At 45.1% G+C, this 18603-nt stretch carries 24 protein-coding genes; 19 read left to right on the top strand and 5 right to left on the bottom strand.

From position 1 onward, the window contains the following. Window positions 1–23: 23 nt before the first annotated feature. From ICV38_RS09740 to ICV38_RS09710, 7 genes are read left to right on the top strand one after another with little or no spacing between them, the layout of a single operon-like run. On the top strand, window positions 24–1118 hold the full coding sequence (locus tag ICV38_RS09740) for a VanZ family protein (protein WP_215381003.1): 1095 nt from the start codon (window positions 24–26) through the stop codon (window positions 1116–1118). A gap of 16 nt (window positions 1119–1134) precedes the next feature. Then, the gene (locus tag ICV38_RS09735; protein WP_215381001.1) at window positions 1135–1443 is read left to right on the top strand and encodes a ferredoxin; all 309 of its coding nucleotides are present in this window, start codon (window positions 1135–1137) and stop codon (window positions 1441–1443) included. A 33-nt stretch (window positions 1444–1476) separates the two neighbouring features. Then, window positions 1477–2202 carry an alpha/beta hydrolase gene (locus tag ICV38_RS09730; protein WP_215380998.1) on the top strand — a complete coding sequence of 242 codons (726 nt, stop codon included), beginning with the start codon at window positions 1477–1479 and terminating at the stop codon, window positions 2200–2202. A gap of 20 nt (window positions 2203–2222) precedes the next feature. Beyond that, the gene (locus ICV38_RS09725; RefSeq protein WP_215380984.1) at window positions 2223–2489 is read left to right on the top strand and encodes a YbeD family protein; all 267 of its coding nucleotides are present in this window, start codon (window positions 2223–2225) and stop codon (window positions 2487–2489) included. A 9-nt stretch (window positions 2490–2498) separates the two neighbouring features. Continuing rightward, complete coding sequence (gene lipB / locus ICV38_RS09720) at window positions 2499–3143, top strand: lipoyl(octanoyl) transferase LipB (protein WP_215380981.1); 645 nt, start codon at window positions 2499–2501, stop codon at window positions 3141–3143. Then, entirely contained in the window at window positions 3140–4150 is a 1011-nt protein-coding gene (lipA, locus tag ICV38_RS09715) for a lipoyl synthase (RefSeq protein WP_215380978.1), read from the top strand. Before lipB ends, lipA begins: the two co-directional genes overlap by 4 nt. Continuing rightward, the gene (locus ICV38_RS09710; RefSeq protein WP_215380976.1) at window positions 4143–4727 is read left to right on the top strand and encodes a hypothetical protein; all 585 of its coding nucleotides are present in this window, start codon (window positions 4143–4145) and stop codon (window positions 4725–4727) included. Before lipA ends, ICV38_RS09710 begins: the two co-directional genes overlap by 8 nt. A gap of 24 nt (window positions 4728–4751) precedes the next feature. Here the strand turns inward: ICV38_RS09710 and ICV38_RS09705 are convergent, their stop codons facing one another. Next, complete coding sequence (locus ICV38_RS09705) at window positions 4752–5009, bottom strand: accessory factor UbiK family protein (RefSeq protein ID WP_215380973.1); 258 nt, start codon at window positions 5007–5009, stop codon at window positions 4752–4754. A gap of 262 nt (window positions 5010–5271) precedes the next feature. Between ICV38_RS09705 and ICV38_RS09700 the strand changes: the two genes are divergently transcribed. From ICV38_RS09700 to ptsP, 8 genes are all read left to right on the top strand, one after another. Further along, a complete protein-coding gene (locus ICV38_RS09700) occupies window positions 5272–6189 on the top strand; it encodes a TorF family putative porin (RefSeq protein ID WP_215380970.1) in 918 nt (305 codons plus the stop codon). 24 nt (window positions 6190–6213) lie between these two features. Then, a complete protein-coding gene (locus ICV38_RS09695; protein WP_011903792.1) occupies window positions 6214–6552 on the top strand; it encodes a P-II family nitrogen regulator in 339 nt (112 codons plus the stop codon). A 13-nt stretch (window positions 6553–6565) separates the two neighbouring features. After that, on the top strand, window positions 6566–8050 hold the full coding sequence (locus ICV38_RS09690) for an ammonium transporter (protein WP_215380953.1): 1485 nt from the start codon (window positions 6566–6568) through the stop codon (window positions 8048–8050). 103 nt (window positions 8051–8153) lie between these two features. Continuing rightward, a complete protein-coding gene (gshA, locus tag ICV38_RS09685; protein WP_215380950.1) occupies window positions 8154–9452 on the top strand; it encodes a glutamate--cysteine ligase in 1299 nt (432 codons plus the stop codon). A gap of 28 nt (window positions 9453–9480) precedes the next feature. Further along, a complete protein-coding gene (gene gshB / locus ICV38_RS09680) occupies window positions 9481–10422 on the top strand; it encodes a glutathione synthase (protein ID WP_215380947.1) in 942 nt (313 codons plus the stop codon). A gap of 1 nt (window position 10423) precedes the next feature. Continuing rightward, window positions 10424–10846 carry a PTS sugar transporter subunit IIA gene (locus ICV38_RS09675; RefSeq protein WP_215380944.1) on the top strand — a complete coding sequence of 141 codons (423 nt, stop codon included), beginning with the start codon at window positions 10424–10426 and terminating at the stop codon, window positions 10844–10846. A gap of 17 nt (window positions 10847–10863) precedes the next feature. Beyond that, complete coding sequence (locus ICV38_RS09670; RefSeq protein WP_215380942.1) at window positions 10864–11133, top strand: HPr family phosphocarrier protein; 270 nt, start codon at window positions 10864–10866, stop codon at window positions 11131–11133. 2 nt (window positions 11134–11135) lie between these two features. Beyond that, on the top strand, window positions 11136–12887 hold the full coding sequence (gene ptsP, locus ICV38_RS09665) for a phosphoenolpyruvate--protein phosphotransferase (protein ID WP_215380939.1): 1752 nt from the start codon (window positions 11136–11138) through the stop codon (window positions 12885–12887). Between the two features lie 11 nt (window positions 12888–12898). Here the strand turns inward: ptsP and ICV38_RS09660 are convergent, their stop codons facing one another. Genes ICV38_RS09660 through gpmA form a run of 3 tightly spaced genes read right to left on the bottom strand, consistent with a single transcriptional unit; the run spans window position 12899 to window position 15802 of the window. Next, window positions 12899–13651, bottom strand: a complete 753-nt coding sequence (locus ICV38_RS09660; RefSeq protein WP_215380936.1) for a HesA/MoeB/ThiF family protein — start codon at window positions 13649–13651, stop codon at window positions 12899–12901. 17 nt (window positions 13652–13668) lie between these two features. Further along, window positions 13669–15102 (bottom strand): S41 family peptidase, encoded by a 1434-nt coding sequence (locus ICV38_RS09655; protein WP_215380933.1) that lies wholly within the window; start codon window positions 15100–15102, stop codon window positions 13669–13671. 10 nt (window positions 15103–15112) lie between these two features. Beyond that, on the bottom strand, window positions 15113–15802 hold the full coding sequence (gpmA, locus tag ICV38_RS09650; RefSeq protein WP_215380931.1) for a 2,3-diphosphoglycerate-dependent phosphoglycerate mutase: 690 nt from the start codon (window positions 15800–15802) through the stop codon (window positions 15113–15115). Between the two features lie 22 nt (window positions 15803–15824). Between gpmA and ICV38_RS09645 the strand changes: the two genes are divergently transcribed. Genes ICV38_RS09645 through ICV38_RS09630 form a run of 4 tightly spaced genes read left to right on the top strand, consistent with a single transcriptional unit; the run spans window position 15825 to window position 18097 of the window. Further along, the gene (locus ICV38_RS09645; protein ID WP_215380918.1) at window positions 15825–16238 is read left to right on the top strand and encodes a rhodanese-like domain-containing protein; all 414 of its coding nucleotides are present in this window, start codon (window positions 15825–15827) and stop codon (window positions 16236–16238) included. Window positions 16239–16242: 4 nt separating this feature from the next. Then, window positions 16243–16497 (top strand): glutaredoxin 3, encoded by a 255-nt coding sequence (grxC, locus tag ICV38_RS09640; RefSeq protein ID WP_215380916.1) that lies wholly within the window; start codon window positions 16243–16245, stop codon window positions 16495–16497. Window positions 16498–16525: 28 nt separating this feature from the next. Then, on the top strand, window positions 16526–17050 hold the full coding sequence (gene secB, locus ICV38_RS09635; protein WP_215380905.1) for a protein-export chaperone SecB: 525 nt from the start codon (window positions 16526–16528) through the stop codon (window positions 17048–17050). 24 nt (window positions 17051–17074) lie between these two features. Next, on the top strand, window positions 17075–18097 hold the full coding sequence (locus tag ICV38_RS09630) for an NAD(P)H-dependent glycerol-3-phosphate dehydrogenase (protein ID WP_215380889.1): 1023 nt from the start codon (window positions 17075–17077) through the stop codon (window positions 18095–18097). 21 nt (window positions 18098–18118) lie between these two features. Here ICV38_RS09630 and trmL read toward each other — a convergent pair whose 3' ends face one another. After that, window positions 18119–18589, bottom strand: a complete 471-nt coding sequence (gene trmL / locus ICV38_RS09625) for a tRNA (uridine(34)/cytosine(34)/5-carboxymethylaminomethyluridine(34)-2'-O)-methyltransferase TrmL (protein ID WP_215380886.1) — start codon at window positions 18587–18589, stop codon at window positions 18119–18121. Between the last annotated feature and the right edge of the window lie 14 nt (window positions 18590–18603).

Raw genomic sequence — 18603 nt, 5'->3', positions numbered from 1 at the left:
AAGGTCTGACCTAGAATTGTGAAATGTCGACAAAAGATCACCGACCCCACAAGCTGGCATGGCCATTACAGGCTATGCCTCTCGCGCGCGCAATGAGTCTTGCTTATGCCTTGCTGATCCTTTATGTGAGTCTCAATCCATTTGATTTTGATTTTCAGAATGGAATTGCTGCTTGGGCCTGGATTGATGCCCCTTTGCCCCGATTTATTACCTTATTTGATGTTTCGGTAAATATCTTGGCGTATGTTCCATATGGATTTTTGTTGGTTTTTGCTTGCTACCCGCGTTGGCGCAATTACGTCGCCTTAGGTATTGCAATTACTTTAAGCGCTGCCTTAGCTTTTAGTGTGGAAACTTTGCAGACCTGGGTTCCATCACGCATTCCCAGTTTGATGGACTGGTGGGCGAATGTGTTTGGTGGCTTGCTTGGTGCTTTGTTGGCTACTCCACTGGGGCCTGAGTGGCTATCTGGAACAGCTATACGCCGCAGATTTGATCAATGGTTTGGTTTGAATTGGACTATCTGCGCTCTTTTTCTTCTATTTCCATGGTCACAAATTTATCCCCAAAGCTCATGGCTTGGAGTTGGGGTTTGGGGTCATGTCATTTTTGGGTCGATTGATTGGGGGACAACAGTTATTAATCAAGTGATTCAAGAAACGCTGATTACTGGTTTTTGTTGGTTAGGTGTTGCGCTTTTGCTTTCGCTTGGGATGCGTACAAAGGCGCCGCAATGGCAGATTCTCAATGGCTTACTTGGTATCACTGTGCTGTTGAAGATTTTATTTACAGCACTTCAATTTGGCTGGGAGTTTAGTTTTATTTGGCTTACGGCAGGTGCTTTTTGGGGAATGCTCTTGGCCACGATTGTATTGCGATGGACTTTACGATTACAGGCGCAGACCAAACAGTTCTTGGCGGTATCTTGTTTAATTGGAGCCACTATCGCAATTAATGTAATGCCCGATAATCCTTATTTCATACTCACCCTTAGGCATTGGCATCAAGGACGTCTATTGCATTTCAATGATTTGATGCAGTGGGTTTCAGTTATTTGGTTGCCACTAGCTACCATTTGGATGATCCGCAACATAACAGGCCTGAAATCTGGCCATTGATGAATATAATTTTCTTATGAGCTTCTCACACCATTTATTTTTCTGTCTGAATCAACGCAGCAATGGCGAAGATTGTTGCGATCGTCACAACGCTTTCGCTCTATTTGAGTATGCCAAGAATCGTGTGAAAGAGCTTGGTTTGGCGGGGCCTGGAAAAATTCGGGTGAACAAAGCGGGATGCTTAGATCATTGCGCTGATGGACCGGTGATGGTGGTCTATCCCGCAGGAGTTTGGTATACCCTGGTGGATCAAGAGGATGTTGAAGAAATCATTCAATCTCACTTGATCAATGGTCGTCCCGTTGCACGTTTGCAATTAATGTAGTTTTCTTATTCGTTATTGTTGAAAGTTTGATTCATGAATAGCCGCACAAAAGTCATTCAGATTGATGGCATTGTTGGATCAATGGAAATGTCCATTGATCTTCCTGACGAATTAAAAAATGACCCTCATTTTCCTGTGCGTGGTTTAGCTCTAGTGGCTCATCCCCACCCATTAATGGGTGGTACGATGGATAACAAGGTTGCGCAAACAATGGCAAGGGCATTTAATCAATTAGGCTATGTGAGTGTTCGGCCAAACTTTCGTGGGGTAGGTGGTACAGCCGGAGTTCATGATGATGGTGTTGGTGAGCTAGAAGATTTGTTACATGTCACTGAATGGATGCAAACCCCTTCAAGCTGGAGTCAGTTCGAAGCTACTGCACATCAGCCATGGGTGAGCTCCGTAAATACTCTGTCTCTCGTTGTTTCAGGTTTTTCATTTGGCAGTTTTGTGGGCAGTCATTTAGTGCAAAGATTGGCTGAGCTTGGTCGTCCTGCGCAGCGTCTAGTGATGGTGGGCAGCGCTGCTGGTAAATGGACATTGGCACCAGTCCCTGCAGATACCATCTTGATTCATGGAGAGTTGGATGAGACTATTCCATTGATTGATGTCTTGGATTGGGCGCGCCCACAGGAGTTAACCGTTCAAGTAGTTCCAGGTGCCGACCATTTTTTCCATCGCCGATTACATTGCATACGTAACATCATTGCTGGCGCTTGGTTAGGCATGCCTGATCATCGAAAGAATGAATCAAACTAGGAAATCGAGTTTCTAAAATTATGGCTGAAGAAAAATCATTAATTGAGTACCCCTCTCTTTTCCCGATCAAGGTGATGGGGAAAAATAATCCCGAGTATTTGCCTGCCATCATTCATATTGCAAAACAGTTTGATCCAACTCTTGATGAAAGTAAGGTAGAGCAAAGGCCATCCAAGGACGGGAACTATCTTGGTATTACTTTGCCTATTACGGCAACGAGTCGTGAACAACTCGACGAGCTTTATCGCACCCTCTCGACCCACCCATTAGTGAGCATTGTTCTCTAACGAGACTTCATGATGGCTTTAGTAAAACATCTGGGTTTTGCAGATTATGCTGTCACCTATGAAGCCATGCGTGCGTTCACAAAAGAACGTAATAGCGATACTCCAGATGAGATATGGGTCTTGGAGCATCCACCGGTTTTTACTTTGGGCCTGGCTGGGGATGCTGGTAATTTACATTCCCCAACCAATCAAATTCCAATGGTACAGGTTGATCGCGGTGGTGAAATCACCTATCACGGACCAGGGCAGATCGTTGTTTACTTATTGCTGGATTTAAAGCGCCTTGGAATCTTTGTAAAGGAGTTGGTATCGCGCATTGAGCAAGCTTTAATTGATACCTTGGCAGATTTTGGAATACGCGCCGAAAGAAAGCCTGGGGCCCCAGGAATTTATATTTCCAAGCAGGCTGGTATCCCAGCCGAATGGATTGGGGCAAAGGTGGCTGCCCTTGGTTTAAAAGTCTCTAAAAGCTGCTCCTATCATGGTTTGGCGCTGAATGTGGCAACCGACTTAGACGCTTTTGGACGCATCCACCCCTGTGGTTATGAGGGCTTAAAGACAGTGGATATGCAAACCCTTGGGATCAAGGACAATATAGGTTTAATTAGCCAAAAGCTTTTGGGGCACTTACAAAAGCAACTATCACTATCATGACCGTAAACAAGACCGATACCAAGCAGTCCGTTGAAGAGCGTCAAGATCTTCAATATGACGCAACTCGCAAGCAAAAATCGAGCGAGAAGACTGCGCGTATTCCAATCAAAATTGTGCCCCTTGAAGAGGTGCTAAAAAAACCAGATTGGATTCGAGTAAAGGCCGCTTCAGGTAATTCACGTTTTGCTGAAATCAAAAAGATTCTGCGTGAAAACGAACTAGTCACTGTTTGCGAAGAAGCAAGCTGCCCCAATATTGGAGAATGTTTTGGTAAGGGCACTGCAACTTTTATGATTATGGGCGATAAATGTACTCGTCGTTGCCCTTTCTGTGATGTGGGTCACGGTAGACCAGATCCTTTGGATGTAAAAGAGCCCGCTAACTTAGCTCGTACGATTGCAGCCCTCAAATTAAATTATGTTGTGATTACTAGTGTTGATCGTGACGATTTGCGTGATGGCGGCGCAATGCATTATGTGGATTGCATTTCTCTATCACGCGAGCAGTCGCCAAATACTCGCATTGAGGTGTTGGTGCCAGATTTTCGGGGGCGCCTTGATAAGGCGCTTGATATCTTTGCAGAGCATGCGCCTCAAGGTTTACCAGATGTGATGAACCACAATCTTGAAACTGTGCCCCGTTTATATAAACAAGCACGGCCAGGTGCAGATTATCTGCATTCTCTGAAGTTATTAAAAGACTTTAAAGAGCGCTTTCCTCACATTCCAACCAAGAGTGGTTTGATGGTTGGACTTGGTGAGACCGATGAAGAGATTCTTGAGGTCATGAAAGACATGCGTGAGCACAATATTGACATGCTGACTATTGGTCAGTATCTTGCGCCGTCTGGGCATCACTTGCCGGTTCGGCGTTATGTTCATCCCGATGTGTTCAAAATGTTTGAAGAGCGTGCTTATGAAATGGGCTTCTCGCATGCAGCAGTAGGGGCGATGGTCCGCTCAAGTTATCACGCAGACCAACAGGCGCACGGAGCAGGCGTTGTTTAAAAGTGCTTTAAAAGTTTGTGTATTTCTAGCAGTATTTAGCTTCCTAGTTGCATGCAGCCCCAAGCTGAACTGGCGCACAGTTCAATCTCCCGAACAGCGATATAGCGCACTTTTTCCAGGTAAGCCCGATAAGTTAGATCGACTGATTCCATATCAAGCTCAAGAGCTAAAACAAACACTCGAAGCTGTAAAGATTGATGACGATATTTACTCTATTAGCTCAATTCAATTACCAGTCAATCAATCTGGTATGACTAAAAAAATGATTGAGCAATTGCAAGGTAATTTATTGGATCGAGCAAAAGTATCTGGCGGCAATGTTCTTATTGAAGAGGGCGCCTATCAAGCTAGTGACTCTCGCCGTATACCAGTCAAAGACTATTTCATTACATTAAGCTCAAATGGAAAGACTAAGCAGTCTATGCGAGTTCGATGGATTGTGCGTCTAGATAAAGATGGTGGTAACTGGATTTATCAAGTTTCTATCTTGCATGTAAATGCAGAAACTGGCGATGCAAAAACACTCTTATCTAAAGAAGAGTTTGCGAACTTTTTTAATGAGTTTCGGCCGGAGTAGAGGCGAAACACTCCAGTGAAAAAATCACTGAGATTTTTCTAGGGCAACTACTTTTGCTTCAAGTAGCTCAAGTTTTTCTCTAGTTTTGGCAAGCACTTTGCTCTGCAACTCAAATTCTTCACGAGTAACAAGATCCATTTTCTGAAAACCTTGGTTCATCATGGCGCGCACATTTTTTTCAATCTCTTGCGCTGGTGAATTGCGGATCGCATCACCAACTTTGTTTTGCATATCGTTAGCGATACGTTGGATTTGTTCGAGGATTTCGCCAGGTTTTTGCATGATGGAGATTCGCAGTTCTATTTAAAGTTGCATAAAAGATACACATGGCTATTTTAAGTTCAGCCGCTAAAAGCCATCAAAATAGCCCCAAAAGGGTAAAAGCGGTCTTTTTTCCCGAAACTGGTGCAATATTAAGCACCAAATAAGTGCATTGGCATTAATTCGGGGAATGCGCCCCAATCGCATTTCGGTGCCGCCCTCAATATCACTCCATGCAATAAGCATTCAACCCATTTTTTATTACAACCGTAAGGAGTTAAGTATGAAAACTTTACATAAGACAGCGATCTCTGCAGCAGCAGTTGCATTGTTGACCGGCTTATCTACAGTAGCGTTTGCGGCTGATGAGCCAGCAGCAGAAGTAGAAGTTAGCCCAATTACAGCAAACGTAACCGTTGTAAATGACTACCGCTATCGTGGTATCAGCCAATCTAACTTCAAGCCAGCAATTCAAGGTGGCTTTGACTATGCTCATGAGAGCGGTTTCTATATTGGTAACTGGAACAGCTCAATTAGCTGGATTAGTGATGCGTATGGCCCAGCTGGTGGTGTTGGTGGAAAAACTAGCGCTGGCTCTAAGGTCTCTGCACCTATTGAAATGGATTTCTATGCAGGTTTTAAGAAAGAGTTTATTGGAGAAGGTTTTGCAACTGATCTAGGTGTATTGCAGTACTACTACCCTAGCTCTGGAATTCCTAATTCTGGCGGTGCATTTGCAAATCCAAATACAACCGAAATCTACGCTGCACAAAACTTTACTTTCGGCCCCTTGTCAGGTTTTGCAAAAGTTTCATACGCTGTCTCTACTTTATTTGGTACTGTAAATTCAACTGGATCATACTATCCGGATCTTACAGTGAACTACGATACTGGCGTTTGGGGGTTGGCGCTAAACGGACACATAGGGTATCAATATGTAGCAGGCAATCAACCAGGGGCTTCTGTCGCTCCAACAAACTATGTTGGTCAATCAATCGCCAATGTTAGCAATAGCACTCTTTCCTCTTACACCGATTGGAAGTTGGGCGTAACGAAAGACTTTGGAGGCGGCTTGTCTGGCGCAATTGCCTATGTAGGAACAAATGCCGCAACATACAAGGGCGCTTATTCATATGTTAGTCCAAGTGGGAACAATCTGGGTAAGTCCACAGGCTTGATTTCCTTAACAAAGACTTTCTAATTTCCACTCTGAACGGAGAAACACATGAAATTAATTACCGCAATCATCAAGCCCTTCAAGCTTGACGAAGTGCGTGAAGCTCTCTCGGAAGTGGGAGTTTCGGGCATCACTGTCACTGAAGTTAAAGGCTTTGGTCGTCAAAAGGGTCACACCGAGTTGTATCGCGGTGCTGAGTATGTTGTCGACTTTTTACCTAAGGTAAAAATTGAAGCTGCTGTTGAAGATGGCATCTTGGAGCGTGCGATTGAAGCAATTGAAAAATCCGCACGTACAGGCAAAATTGGTGATGGCAAGATTTTTGTCTCCCCAGTTGAGCACGTCATTCGTATTCGTACCGGTGAAACCGGCGCGTCAGCACTTTAAAGAGAGGTTCAAAATGTTAACTTGGATGAAACGACTCGTTGCTGGTGGTGCGATGGCTTTGGCTATTGGTGCTACTGGTGTAATAGTTACTTCGCCAGCACATGCTGATGAAGTAAAAAAACCAGCAGTGACTGCTCCGGCTGCAACCCCAGCCGCTGCAGAGCCTGCACCCGTTCTTTGTTCCGAAAAGTGCAACAAAGCTGATACCGCTTGGATGATGGTTTGTACAGCACTGGTGCTGTTGATGACTCTTCCTGGTTTGGCATTGTTCTACGGTGGTTTAACACGTAGCAAGAACATCTTGTCTATTTGTATGCAATGTTTCATGGTGTTTTCTTTGATTACAGTGCTTTGGTCAATTTATGGCTACAGCCTTGCATTCACAGAAGGTGGAGCATTTGTGGGTGGCCTTGATCGCCTCTTCTTGGGTGGAATGAATCCAGACTCTGTCGCAGCAACCTTTAGTAAGGGTGTTGTAATTCCTGAGTATGTATTTATGGCCTTCCAAGCAGTATTTGCAACGATTACTTGCTGCTTGATCATCGGCTCTTTTGCTGAGCGCGCTAAGTTCTCTGCAATTTTGGTGTTCATGGTTATTTGGTTCACATTGAGCTACTTGCCAATCGCACACATGGTTTGGTTCTGGCCTGGTCCTGATGACATCAAAGATGCTGCATCACTTGAGGCGATTACTGCACGTGCTGGTTGGTTATGGCAAAAGGGTGTTCTTGACTTTGCTGGTGGTACGGTTGTTCACATCAACGCTGCGATCGCTGGTTTGGTTGGTTCCTTTGTAATCGGCAAGCGCATTGGTTACGGCAAAGAAGCAATGAAGCCACATAACTTAGTTTATGTGATGACTGGTGCTGCTCTCTTGTGGTTCGGTTGGTTTGGTTTCAACGCCGGCTCAGCTCTCGAAGCAAACGGTAGCGCAGCGTTAGCTTTCGTGAATACATACTTAGCTACTGCTGCTGCTGTTTTGGGCTGGTCTGTTGCTGAGTGGGTTCTCAAAGGCAAGCCTTCCATGTTGGGTGCTGCTTCTGGTTGCGTGGCTGGTTTAGTTGCGATTACTCCTGCAGCTGGTTTTGCTGGTCCAATGGGTTCCATCATCATTGGTTTGATCGCTGGCGTTGTTTGCCTCTGGGGTGTTACCGGTCTCAAGAAAATATTGGGTTCAGATGACAGCTTGGATGTATTCGGTGTTCACGGCGTAGGCGGTATTACTGGCGCATTGTTGACTGGTGTATTTGCTGATCCAGCACTTGGCGGCTCTGGTATTTGGGATTATGTAGCGAACGCAGTTGCTCCTGATTACTCAATTGCTAGCCAATTATGGATCCAAGCGCAAGGTGTGATTACCACCATAATCTGGTCTGGCGTAGTTTCTTTCATTGCCTTCAAATTGATCGATATCGTGATCGGTTTGCGGGTCAAGGAAGAAGAAGAGCGCGAAGGCTTGGATATCAGCTCACATGGTGAGTCTGCCTACGAGTCTTAATCTGTAGATTTACCCCTCACTGGGCGGCCCTCTTGGCTGCCTAGTTTTAAGCGCGGGATCCTAGGATCCCGCGTCTTTCTTTTAATAATCTTACAATGGTGGAATGGTTCCACATCTCATTACTGCCCTTAGCGGTCCTTTGCTCGAACTGGAGTCAAAGGTCCTTGAAGCCACCCCAACCATTGAGCGCTGGTTCAGGCTTGAATGGCAAGAACATACGCCACCTTTTTATTGCTCAGTAGATTTACGTAATTCAGGGTTTAAGCTGGCCCCAGTTGATACCAACCTTTTTCCAGGTGGCTTTAATAATCTGTCGCCTCAAATGTTGCCTTTGGCTGTGCAAGCAGCAATGGCTGCAATTGAGAAGATCTGCCCAGAAGCCAAAAATTTATTGCTGATTCCTGAGCGACATACTCGCAATACGTTTTACCTGCAAAATATTGCACGTCTATCATCAATCTTGCGTCAGGCTGGACTAAATGTTCGCCTGGGTACATTCTCTGAAGAAATTAAAAAGCCAACCTGGATTGAGCTGCCTGATGGCAATCGCTTGCTAATGGAGCCTCTGTCGCGCTTAGGCTTGAAGAAGCAGCGCTTGGGCTTAAAGGATTTTGATCCTTGTTCAATTTTGCTCAACAACGATTTATCTGCTGGCATTCCTCCGATTTTGGAAAATATCCATGAGCAGTATCTATTGCCTGGGCTGCATGCTGGTTGGCATGTCCGTCGCAAGTCTAATCACTTCGCTGCTTATGAAGAAGTGGCTAAGAAATTTGCCAAGGTGGTTGATATTGATCAGTGGATGATTAATCCTTATTTCACGAGTTGCTCGAATATTAATTTTCATGAGCGCAAAGGTGAGGATGAGTTACAAACTGCTGTTGAGCAGGTTCTCAAAAAGACTGCTAAAAAATATCGTGAGTACGGTATCAAAGAAAAGCCTTATGTCGTAGTAAAAGCAGATGCGGGTACCTATGGCATGGGCGTGATGGTAGTGAATGATCCGGCGCAACTCAAAGGCTTAAACCGTAAAGACCGCAATAAGATGAGTGTTGTGAAAGAAGGTCTTGAGGTTAGCGATGTCTTGATTCAAGAGGGTGTTTATACCTTCGAGAAAGTGAACGAGGCTGTAGCCGAACCAGTGGTGTACATGATCGATCGGTATGTGATTGGCGGGTTCTATCGCGTTCATACTGATCGTGGCCCAGATGAGAACTTGAATGCCCCAGGAATGCATTTTGTTCCTCTGGCATTTGAGCAAAACTCTATGCCAGATCTCAGTGCCAAGCCTGGTAGTGCAGCGCCAAATCGCTTTTATCTCTATGGTGTTGTAGCTCGTCTCGCTTTGTTGGCAGCCTCGCTTGAGCTTGAGAGAACAGACCCTGATATGGAAGTTGCTTAGAGCAATGCAAAAAGCCCAGTAGAAGAACATGGATCTTTTATTTATTGCTGACCCTTTAGAGTCTTTCAAGATAGAGAAAGATTCCACTTTGGCGATGATGCGGGTTGCTCAAGAGGTAGGACATCATCTGTGGTTTTGCCAGAGTCGTAATGTTTTGTGGAAAGATAATCTAGTGGTCGCCGACTGTCAATCGCTTCTCATAAAACCAAGTTCCACTTCTTGGTTTGAGTTGGGCGATGTTCAATCGAAAGCTCTTAATACATTTTCTGCAGTGCAGATGAGAACAGACCCACCTTTTGATATTGAGTATCTCAATACAACATGGCTCCTATCTGCTGCAACAAGACAGGGTGCGAAGGTATTTAATGATCCTGCCGCAGTTCGTGATCATTCTGAAAAACTTTCTATCACCGAATTTCCTGATCTTATTCCGCCAACATTAGTTACACGAGAGCTGAGTGCGGTTGAAGCTTTTCATAAGACGTATGGAGATATTGTTATCAAGCCGCTCGATGGTATGGGTGGTATGGGCGTTTTCCGGGTTGGGCCAGACGGCTTGAATCTCGCAAGTATTGTTGAGACTTTGGGTGAGAATGGTTCGAGAACTCTGATGGTGCAACGATTTTTGCCTGAGATTGCAGATGGCGATAAGCGGGTTTTATTAATTGGTGGCGAAGTAGTGCCATATGCGTTGGCTCGCATTCCCCAGGGAACAGAGATTCGCGGTAATTTAGCCGCAGGTGGTAAAGGCGTAGCAATGCCTTTGAGTACAAACGAGCAAAGAATTGCTGAAAAATTAGCCCCCATTCTTAATCAGCGCGGGTTATTCTTGGTTGGATTAGATTTGATTGGTGGTTATTTAACTGAAATCAATGTTACTAGTCCAACCTGTTTTGTTGAAATTACTAATCAAAGTCATTTTGATGTACCGCATTTTTGGTTAAAGGCCCTTGAAAGGACAATTTCATAATATGGCTGGAATCATAATCGTTGCACATACTCCCATTGCAAGCGCAATGCTGAGTTTTGCTGAACACACATTTGGCGTGGTGCCGGAGCGAGTAAGGGCAGTTGATATTCCTCCGCATGAAGACATCAAAGCCAGTTTTGATCGCGTACTCAAAGCGGCATATGGCGTGAATACCGGTAACGGCGTCCTCATATTGACGGATGTGATGGGCGCGACTCCTGCGAACGTAGCGTCTAAGCTTGAAAGCTTAGGTCCATTGTCTGGACTCAATGCGCCGGTGATTGTTTTAGCGGGTTTGAATTTGCCGATGTTGATGCGTTGCATCTCTCATCGTGGCGAAGGTTTAGAAGAGTTATCTAAAAAAGCACTTGCTGGTGGACAGCATGGAATTTTGCGTCTTGGCGCAAAAGTAGATCAAGTGTAAGAGGAGCGGAGCACACAATGCCTGTAGTTGAAATCGAGATTATCAATAAATTAGGACTTCACGCTAGAGCATCCGCTAAGTTATCTCAATTAGCTGCTCAGTTTCCGTGTGAAATATTGTTGTCACGCAATGGGCGTCAAATTAACGCAAAAAGTATTATGGGCGTGATGATGCTGGCTGCTGGTATTGGCAGTACTGTAACTTTGGAAACTGTGGGTGACAAAGCTAATGAGGCTATGGAAGCCCTCACAGCATTAATAAATGATCGCTTTGGAGAAGGCGAGTAGAAATGACGTTTGCTCTACACGGAATACCGGTATCGAAAGGAATTGCCATTGGCAAAGCGGTACTGATTTCGCGTGCAGCTTTGGAGGTCAGTCATTATTTGGTCGAGCCCGGTAAAGAAGAGGCAGAGGCTCAAAAATTATTAGATGCATTCAATCAAGTTCGACTAGAGCTTGATCAATTACGCTCAGGTTTGCCTAAAGATGCTCCGCAAGAAATGGCCGCTTTTTTAGATGTGCACGGCATGATTCTTGCTGACCCAGCGCTTGCAGAAAAACCAATCAAGCTCATTCGCACTCAGCGATTAAATGCAGCTTGGGCTCTAACTACTGAGCTTAACGATCTATTAGAGCAGTTTGCTGAAATTGAGGATCCTTATTTAAAAGAGCGCGCAAATGATATTCGTCAGGTAGCAGAGCGGGTAATTAAAGCCCTCAATGCCCAGAAGGATGCACTTAAGGATTCTGATTTTTTACCCTCTAGCGACGTTGGTGTGGAGTCTATTATTGTTGCTCACGATATTGCGCCCCATGACATGCTACGCTTTAAGGAGCATGCCTTTACTGGTTTTGTGACCGATCTTGGCGGTAAAACATCGCACACTGCTATTGTGGCGCGCAGCATGGAAATTCCAGCGGTAGTCGGTGTGCGGCATGCTAGTGAAATGATTCGTCATGGTGATTGGCTTATCTTGAATGGCGAGCAGGGCATTGTGGTGGTTGCCCCTGATGAGCAATTATTAGCGGAGTATCGAAAGCAACAGACTCAAGCAGCAAAAGAAGCGCGCAAGCTTCAACAGTTAAAGCATGCCAAGACAGAAACTTTGGACCGAGTTGATATTGAGCTTTTTGCCAATATCGAGTTACCGGAGGATGCGGTACAGGCAGTAAAGCTTGGTGCGGTTGGTGTAGGTTTATTCCGATCTGAATTTTTATTTATGGATCGCAAGCAAGCTTTACCAGATGAAGAGCAACAATATCAAGAATATCGTTGTGTAGTCGATTTAATGCATGGCTTACCTGTCAACATTAGAACAATTGATGTGGGGGCTGATAAGGCTTTGGGTGCTGGCGGCGGTGATGTTTCTCAAACTGGCACATCACCATTAGGTTTGCGGGCGATTCGTTGGTCTTTAACTGAGCCAGAAATCTTTTTGACACAACTAAGAGCGATTCTGCGAGCATCTGCCCATGGTCAAGCGCGCATCATGATTCCTATGTTGGCGCATGCCAAAGAAATCGATGAAACTTTCCGTCTGATTGAAAAAGCAAAGCAACAGCTATTACACAGGGGTCAATCTTTTAATCCGAATATTCAAGTTGGCGCCATGATTGAAATACCTGCCGCCGCTTTAGTCTTACCCTTGTTTATTAATCGCTTTGATTTTCTGTCCATTGGAACGAATGATTTAATTCAGTACACCTTAGCGATTGATCGCGCAGATCATGCGGTAGCTCATTTATATGATCCTTTGCATCCAGCCATCTTAAATTTGATCGCCAGTATTATTGATCAAGCGAAGCGCGCCAATGTTCCAGTTGCCGTATGTGGTGAGATGGCAGGGGATCCTGCATTAACCAAGTTGTTACTTGCTATGGGGTTAACGGATTTCTCAATGCATTTCAGTCAGCTATTGCTGGTGAAACGAGAGATTCTGCAAGCCAATGTAGGTATGTTGAAAGCCCGCTTCCCTAGAGTGCTGAAGGCTTATGAGCCTGAGGCTCAGGCCAAGGCCTTAGAACGCTTGCTAGCGTAAATCGCTAGCCCCTAGTGGTGCTCGCCACAGACTGGACAGTCTGGGTTTCTTGCAATGCGAATTTGATCAACCTGAGTGGTGCGCGCATTCCAAAGCAGCATACGCCCTACCAAAGGCTCCCCAAATCCAATCAATACTTGTAGCGCCTGCGCTGCTTGTATGGCGCCGATAATGCCAACAAGCGGAGAAAAAATTCCCATACTGGCACAGCTCACCTCTTCAAATGTTTCTGCTGGTGAAAAAATACAGCCATAGCAAGGTGAAATTGCATTGCGGTGGTCGAATACGGAAACTTGACCATCAAAGCGTAATGCGGATCCTGATACCAGAGGTTTTAGATGTTTAACGCAACTGGCATTGATGAGTTGTCTCGTAGAGAAATTATCCGTGCAATCTAAAACAATATCTAGGCTTGGCAGTAATTCATCTAATAGAGCTTCATTTGCCTTTGATTGAATGGTTTCGATCTCAATACCGGAGTTCAATTGTTGTAAAAATTGTTTGCCAGATGTAACCTTACTTTTACCAATCGTAGATTCGGTGTGCATGATTTGGCGTTGCAGATTGGTGAGCTCTACATCATCATGATCAACTAGAGTAATGTGCCCGACCCCAGCTGCTGCAAGGTATGGGGCTACAGCACTACCTAGACCACCAGCCCCAATAATCAAAGCATGAGTTTTTAGTAACTTCTCTTGACCTTCAACATCAATATCCTCAAGCAGTAAATGCCTTGAGTAGCGAAGTAACTGCTCATCATTCATTTGCAGCCCAAGAAAAATTATTCAAGCTTAGAAGAGGAGCGTTTCACCGGTTGGCCGTTGATAAAGGCTACCGCTTGAGAAAGCATGAAATCATCTGAGCTACCAAGCTCAGGCGGCTTCTTATTTTTATCCTTCCCTTTTTCCTCTGGAGTCTTCTTTGCATTCTTTTCTTCAATGCGTTGTAACTCTTCGAGGCGGCGTTGCTCGCGGTCCTTAATTAATTTATCTTCAGCAGATTGTTTATTGCGAAGATGTTTCTCGCTATCAATTTCACGCGTGATCAAGACATCATCAGGGTCGCCATCCTTATTTTGATCAACTGGAATATCGGGTTTGACGCCAAATGCTTGAATCGATTTGCCGCTAGGTGTGTAGTAATAGGCGGTAGTAATCTTGAGGGCAGAGTCATTGGAAAGTGGGCGGACAGTTTGGACCGAGCCTTTACCAAAAGTGGTTTTACCAATAATGGTGGCGCGCTTGTAATCTTGCAAGGCGCCTGCAACGATTTCAGAAGCGGATGCAGAATAGGCATTTACCAAAACGACCATTGGAAGTTTTTTATAGATTTCAGGTACACCTGCCAAAGGATCCCCTGGTTCATTGAGACGATACATCGCTGGCGTGGCATTAAATACTTGCTTGGAATCTGGTGCCTGACCCTTGGTTGAAACAATCACAGCATCTGCAGGTAAGAAGGCTGCCGCGACGCCAACTGCTCCCTGTAATAGGCCACCACCATTGTTGCGCAGATCCAAAATAATGCCTTTCATCTTTGGATCTTGATTAGAAAGCTCGATTAATTTTTTGGCTAAGTCCGGGACGGTGCGCTCTTGAAAGCTAGTAACTCGTACCCAAGCAATATCGTTATCTAGGATCTTAGCTTTTACAGACTGAACTTTGATTTCTGCGCGAGTAATGGTTACTGGGAAACTACGTTCCTCACTTTTGCGATAAACAGTCAAAGTAATTTTGGTGCCAGGCGTACCGCGCATAGTGCGCACAGCTTTATCAAGCGACATTCCACGAACAGGTTTGTCATCAAGCCGAGTAATTAGGTCACCTGCTTGCAATCCGGCGCGCGCAGCAGGACTATCTTCAATGGGATTTAACACCTTGACAACACCATCTTCGGAGGTAATCTCAATTCCAAGGCCAGCAAACTTTCCTGAAGTTTGCTCCTGCATTTCTGAAAAATCTTTTTTATCTAAAAAAGTCGAGTGAGGGTCAAGACTACTCACCATGCCCTTAACTGCATCGGTTAAGAGCTGTTTATCTTCAATGGGCTCTACGTACTCACGTTTGATTTGGGCGAACACATTGGAGAGGGTGCGCAGTTCGTCTAAGGGGAGCTGCGCTCCTTGTTGTGCGGTAGCTGAGAGCTGGATAGTGGCTGCCACACCAGCAATGAGGCCAACTGCAATGAGGGCAAAGTTCTTCAGAAATTGACGCATGTTATATGTATTAATCCAAATAGAAATGTTGAATTGGCTTGAGGTTATCGTCCAGCTCATAAACGAGTGGAACGCCATTAGGAACATTGACTTCCATAATGGCCTCATCGGACATTTGGTCTAAATATTTAATTAAAGACCGGATACTATTGCCATGAGCTACTAGTAATACGCGCTTGTTTGCTTTGAGCGCGGGCGCAATCGATTCATTCCATAGCGGAAGAACGCGTTCAACGTTATCTTTTAGGCATTCTCCAAGTGGAATGTCAGAAGGATTGAGTTTTGAGTAGCGACTATCATTCTTTGGATTACGCTCATCATCCATTTCAAGTAATGGGGGGCGAACGTCATACGAACGGCGCCAAATATGCACTTGCTCATCCCCATACTTAGAAGCAGTCTCTGCTTTGTTAAGGCCCGTAAGCGCACCATAGTGACGCTCATTTAAGCGCCAGCTGTGAACTACTGGTATCCACATGAGGTCCATTGTGTCTTGAACATGCCAAAGCGTACGAATAGCCCGTCTCAGAACAGAGGTGTAGGCGATATCAAATTCATAACCTGCTTTCTTGAGGTTTTGGCCGGCAGAAAGTGCTTGTTCAGTACCTTTAGGGGTTAAGTCAACATCCGCCCAGCCCGTGAAGCGGTTTTCGAGGTTCCAGGCAGATTCGCCATGACGAATAAGAACAAGTTGTTTCATAGAGCCATTCTATAATCAGGTGATGAACTTTCTCACCCAAATTGATAATTTAGCGCTAATTGCCCTATTGCTAGTTTCAGGCGCAGCGCTTTTCCTACCTACATTATCTACGCTTATTAGCGGAAAAGGCTTGTCGCCCACTGAAGCGACTATTTGGATAAACCGTCGTAAAGCCCATGTTTTAGATTTGCGCTCGGAAGACGTATTTAAAGCTGGGCATTTGCCAGGCGCAAAGCAGGCTAATGCTGCCAGCCTAGATAGCGCCATTGAGGCCTTGAAGCTGGATCGAAAGCGCCCACTAGTATTGGTGTGTGATACGGGCGCTCAATCCCGTAAGGCTTTGGCACAGGTACAAAAGCTTGGATTTATAGAGGTAGGCGTTTTAGAGGGCGGCGTTCAGTCCTGGAAAGCTGCTGCCTTGCCATTGGTGACGTGAAGATATGCCACAAGTAACGATGTACAGCACGCAAGTTTGTCCATACTGCGTTATGGCAGAAAAGCTATTAATCAAAAAAGGTGTGAGTAATTTAGAGAAGATTTTGATTGATCGTGACCCCTCCCAGCGTGAAGTGATGATGACCCGTACTGGTCGTCGCACTGTTCCACAGATTTATATTGGTGAAACTCATGTGGGTGGTTACGATGATTTAGTTGCCTTAGATCGCGCTGGCAAGCTTGATCCCTTATTAGCTTGATTGATTAAAAACCTATAGAAAGTTTGTGATGACCGAACATTCATCTGCTCATAGCGCAGCAAATACAGAATCCAAAGATCCTTCATTTCGCATTCAGCGAATTTATCTGAAGGACTTATCCCTAGAGCAGCCAAATGCTCCTGAAATTTTCTTGGTGGTTGCAGAGCCGCAGGTCCAAATTGAGGTTGATGTTGCTGTTAAGCCGATCAGTGGTGAACTTTTTGAAGTTGCCCTCAGCTCCACTATGACAGCTCGCGTTGAAGGTAAGGTGCTCTTCTTAGTGGAAGCTAACCAAGCAGGTATTTTTGAATTTCAAAATATTCCCGTCGAACAAATTGATCCAATGTTAGGCATTACTTGCCCAACAATTTTGTACCCATACCTGCGTTCAAATATAGCTGATGTCATCAGTCGCGCAGGTTTCCAGCCTATTCATCTTAATGAAATCAATTTCCATGGAATGTACGAGCACCGTTTGATGCAAGCTCATCAAGCTGCAGGCGACAGTACTGGCGATAATGCGGATGAAAGCAAAATCATTCTTCCGAATTAAATATCTAAAACTAGGTCACAGATAATGAAAGTGACGCTGCTCGGAGCAGGCGCTTGGGGGACCGCAATGGCCTCTCAAGCAGCGCGTCAGCTTCAAGCAGAAGACGTATGCTTATGGTCTCGTAGTACAAAGCAACTTGAAGCGATTGCCCAAAATGGTGAGAACCAAGACTATCTCCCAGGTATTTCGTTACCTAAGAATCTAAAGTTAGAAAGTAATTTTGCTACTGCAGTAAAAAGACTGGGGCCAGAAGATCTTTTGGTGATTGCAACTCCTATGTCTGGCCTCTCAGAGACGATTGCTAAGGCGCTGGAGATTGCTGATCATCCACTCAATATCATTTGGTTGTGTAAAGGCTTGGAGCCTTCCACCACGCTTTTGCCGCATCAAGTTGTAGAGCGCGAAGATCGAGTTCATAGTCGCGGCCTAAAGCATTCTTATGGTGCTTTATCTGGCCCGAGTTTTGCTCATGAGGTGGGTGCGGGTATGCCTTGCGCATTAACGGTTGCGAGTACTTCTGAGCAACTGTGCAAAATTGTTCAGTCAGCTTTTCATCATGGCAATATGCGCGTGTATGCGAGCGATGATTTGATTGGTGTTGAACTGGGTGGTGCAGTAAAAAATGTTTTAGCAATCGCAGCAGGCATTGGCGACGGATTAAATCTAGGATTGAATGCTCGTGCCGCAGTGCTTACTCGTGGGTTGGCAGAGATGATGCGACTCGTAAAAGCTGCTGGCGGAAAATCAGAAACCTGCATGGGTCTTACTGGTGTTGGAGATTTAATTTTGACGGCCACAGGAGATCTGTCGCGCAATCGTCGTGTAGGTCTCGAGCTAGCAGCCGGTAAATCTCTGGATCAGATCTTGGCTAGCTTAGGTCATGTCGCTGAAGGCGTACTGTGTGCAGCTGCTGTAGGTGATCTAGCAAAGCGCTTAAATATTGAGATGCCGATTACGGCAATGATGGGTGAAGTGTTATCAAGCAATCTCACGCCCAAAGAGGCGCTTAAAAAACTCATGGGTCGCGATCCAAAAATAGAGACTTAAAACCCCTTTAGTCTTTGAGCTTTACTTGCCGCCTATAAGACCATTCTGACGCCAAGCTTCGTAAACCACAATTGCCACAGTATTAGATAAGTTTAAGCTGCGACTATTGTCTTGCATCGCAAGACGCATTTGATTTGAAGCGGGGATAGAGTTGCGCACTTCATCTGTGATGCCTTTAGTTTCCGATCCAAAAACAAAGTAGTCATTCGGCTTGTACTTGCCTGCATGAAACTGACCACTACCTTTAGTCGTTAATGCAAAGAGATGTTGAAGCTCAGGCTTTTCGCTCTGCATAAATTGCGCCCAATTCGCATGAACTTTGATACTGGCAAACTCGTGATAGTCCAAGCCGGCGCGACGCAATTTAGCATCCTCCATTGGGAAGCCTAATGGTTCAATGAGGTGAAGTTTTGCGCCCGTATTCGCGCACAGGCGAATGATATTGCCAGTATTGGGTGGTATTTCGGGTTCGAATAAAACAATATTAAACATACTGCATTCTAATT

It is taken from the genome of Polynucleobacter sp. MG-6-Vaara-E2, from assembly GCF_018687695.1.
Classification (GTDB): Bacteria; Pseudomonadota; Gammaproteobacteria; order Burkholderiales; family Burkholderiaceae; genus Polynucleobacter.
This window is presented reverse-complemented; position numbering and strand designations above follow the sequence as displayed.